Origin of the sequence: Oliverpabstia sp., from assembly GCF_022785585.1 — a bacterium.
Classification (GTDB): domain Bacteria; phylum Bacillota; class Clostridia; order Lachnospirales; family Lachnospiraceae; genus Oliverpabstia; species Oliverpabstia intestinalis.
Genome location: NZ_JALFPR010000130.1, coordinates 1 through 2,806 on the forward strand (window position 1 = coordinate 1; position 2,806 = coordinate 2,806).

The 2,806-nt window shown below is 46.9% G+C and carries 5 protein-coding genes; all 5 read left to right on the forward strand.

The annotated features are described in order from the left end of the window. Nucleotides 1-40 precede the first annotated feature (40 nt). Entirely contained in the window at nucleotides 41-247 is a 207-nt protein-coding gene (gene thiS, locus MSA64_RS09170; RefSeq protein ID WP_106491304.1) for a sulfur carrier protein ThiS, read from the forward strand. Further along, on the forward strand, nucleotides 248-1,084 hold the full coding sequence (locus MSA64_RS09175; protein ID WP_154431502.1) for a HesA/MoeB/ThiF family protein: 837 nt from the start codon (nucleotides 248-250) through the stop codon (nucleotides 1,082-1,084). Nucleotides 1,085-1,177: 93 nt separating this feature from the next. After that, nucleotides 1,178-1,609: a M67 family metallopeptidase gene (locus MSA64_RS09180; RefSeq protein WP_154431501.1), complete on the forward strand. Its 432-nt coding sequence runs from the start codon at nucleotides 1,178-1,180 to the stop codon at nucleotides 1,607-1,609. Between the two features lie 440 nt (nucleotides 1,610-2,049). After that, a complete protein-coding gene (locus MSA64_RS09185; protein ID WP_154431500.1) occupies nucleotides 2,050-2,259 on the forward strand; it encodes a hypothetical protein in 210 nt (69 codons plus the stop codon). Nucleotides 2,260-2,592: 333 nt separating this feature from the next. Then, nucleotides 2,593-2,806 (forward strand): DEAD/DEAH box helicase (locus MSA64_RS09190; protein WP_287891400.1); only part of this gene is annotated, 214 nt, incomplete at its 3' end.

A 2,806-nucleotide genomic window follows, 5' to 3' on the forward strand; every position in this document is an offset into this window, starting at 1 on the left:
GATCTGAAGAGAGTATAGAGAGACATAAAGGAGAAAAGACATGGTTATCACAGTAGCAGGAGAGAAAAAAGAAGTAAAAGACGGACTGACACTGCCGGAGCTGATCGAGCAGGAAAATGTAGAGATGCCGGAATATGTAACTGTTTCCATCAATGAAGAATTTATTGCAACCGAGGATAAAGAGTCTACCGTGTTAAAAGAGGGAGACAATGTAGAGTTCCTGTACTTCATGGGAGGTGGATGCTAAATGGCAATGACAGATGAACAGATCGAGCGTTATTCCCGCCACATCATCTTAAAAGAAGTTGGTGCGAAAGGACAAAAGAAGCTCCTGAAAGGCAAAGTGCTGATCATCGGAGCCGGTGGTCTTGGTGCACCGGCAGCCATGTATCTGGCAGCAGCCGGCGTGGGAACCATCGGTATCGTGGATGCGGACGAGGTGGATCTTTCCAATCTGCAAAGACAGATTATCCACAGTACCGCAGATATCGGAAAAGCAAAGGTAAAATCAGCGAAAGAGACTATGAACGCCATGAATCCGGATATAGAGGTTAAAACTTACCGGATGTTCGTGGATGCATCCAATATCCGGGAACTGATCCGGGAGTATGATTTTATCATTGATGGAACGGATAATTTTCCGGCAAAATTTCTGATTAACGATGCCTGTGTCCTGGAGAAAAAACCATTTTCTCATGCAGGAATCATCCGTTTCAAAGGTCAGCTGATGACTTATGTACCGGGGCAGGGACCGTGTTACCGTTGTGTATTCAAGAATCCGCCGCCAAAAGATGCCGTTCCGACCTGTAAACAGGCAGGTGTTATCGGAGCGATGGGTGGTGTCATCGGATCTTTACAGGCGATGGAAGCGATCAAGTATCTGATCGGTGTCGGAGATCTTTTAACAGGTTCTCTGTTGACGTTTGATGCGTTGACGATGGAGTTCCACAAGATCAAACTGCCGAAAGATACACATAAGTGCCCGGTATGCGGAGACAACCCGACGATCCTGGAGCCGATCGATTACGAGCAGGAAGTCTGCGAGGAGACAGCAGGGCGGTTTGCGGCGAGAGACGAGCAGTAATGAAGAATATCAATATCAGCTTCCCGGAGTGTCTGGTGTTTCCGGGCAGAATCAGAGGAAACAGAAAAGGCAGAATGGGAAGAGGAGACAGTTATGGCGATTATAAGAATGAGAGATCATCTCTATGATGAGATTGTAAATTATGCAAAGGAACATCTTCCGGAGGAAGCCTGCGGTCTTCTCGCCGGGGTGGAAACAGAAGAGGGAAGAGTGATCCAGAAGGTGTATTTTCTGGAGAATAAGGATCATGCGGAAGATCACTTTATGCTGGATCCGAGAGATCAGATGAATGCAATCAAGGATATGCGCGCCAATGGGTTAAAACCGCTGGGAAACTGGCATTCTCATCCGTCTTCTCCGTCACGGCCGTCGGTGGAGGATATTCGGCTGGCGTTTGATTCGAAGGCCAGTTATCTGATTTTGTCGTTGATGGCGGAGTATCCGGTGTTGAACAGTTTTCATGTGGAAAGCGGAGTCTGGGAAAAAGAGGATCTGAGGATTTATTCTGAGGAGTATTTTTTCTGAGGCTTGCGGATACTTTATATGTAACTATTCAGTAGTCACTGTACCGCGAGGTGTTTTGGCATGAATATGCCAAAATCCCGAGACATACAAGCCAAAATGCCATCACCGAAGGTGATTTTACATGCATTTTGGCACGTAACTGTGAAGGTACTGAACAGTTACGTTTATATAAGATTAATGCTAAGAAGAGAAGTGCGAAGTGTATCGTTTGAAAGTAAGCGGTATGGTTCGTACTTTTTTTACGCGAGCAACGAGCCAAAGTCCATGCTTGCATGAGACCTTGGCGACTGCCGCGATAACTTGAGAAACTCACAAAGCGTGTTTCTCATAGTTGTGGTTTGCTGTGTTTGGATTCTTTCTTGTAAAGGGGTTGGGGGCGTGATATTATAGCATATGAATAATAAATAGTTAAGGGTTTTAATATAGGGAAAATACGGATTATGAATTATAGAGTGTTACGGATAGAGGAAGATGTGGAGTTTGGCTGCGAGGAGCGGAAAGAGGGAGATCCGGTGATGGCGGTGGTTCGGCTGGAGGACGAGGACGGGGATGTAAAAATCGTTCGGCAGAGGGATCAGATGTTGTATGACAGGGATATTAATGAAGGGGATCGGGTTTGGTTTGATGAAAGGCAGGAGTTGGTAAAGTGAGATATTGCCTGCATGGACGAAAGTCTGAAAAGACTGGCTGCACGGACGAAAGACTGGCTGCACAGACGAAAGCCCGCACTGACCCGGTAAGGTCAGACAACCGCTGGCAACGCCAAGCTGAGCTAAGTCCTAAGAAGAACTATTATGCCAGTTCGCGGAGAGTCGCTCACTGTCAAGTTCTTCTAAGGACTGGATCTCATCCTGGCTAAGAGCGCCAGCAAAAGGCTGTCTGGCCTTACCGGGTCAGTGTGGGCTTTCTGGGTGTTGGCGACGGGAAGGTGAAATGATTTTTCAGACACGCTATAGTGTAGGAAAGGAAAAGTAAAATAATATATGGATATGTATGAAGTATTGAAACGATATTTCGGGTATGACGGGTTCCGGAACGGGCAGGAGGATCTGATCGGGGCGATCTTATCCGGGAGGGATGTTCTGGGGATTATGCCTACGGGGGCGGGGAAGTCGATTTGTTATCAGGTTCCGGCGTTGCTTTTGCCGGGGATTACGGTTGTGATTTCTCCGTTGATTTCCTTGATGAAGGATCAGG

Excerpts from the sequence above, each read along its gene's own strand:
- MSA64_RS09180 (WP_154431501.1), top strand. The coding sequence starts at position 1,178 with ATGGCGATTATAAGAATGAGAGATCATCTCTATGATGAGATTGTAAAT.
- thiS (WP_106491304.1), top strand. The coding sequence starts at position 41 with ATGGTTATCACAGTAGCAGGAGAGAAAAAAGAAGTAAAAGACGGACTG.
- MSA64_RS09175 (WP_154431502.1), top strand. The coding sequence starts at position 248 with ATGGCAATGACAGATGAACAGATCGAGCGTTATTCCCGCCACATCATC.
- MSA64_RS09185 (WP_154431500.1), top strand. The coding sequence starts at position 2,050 with ATGAATTATAGAGTGTTACGGATAGAGGAAGATGTGGAGTTTGGCTGC.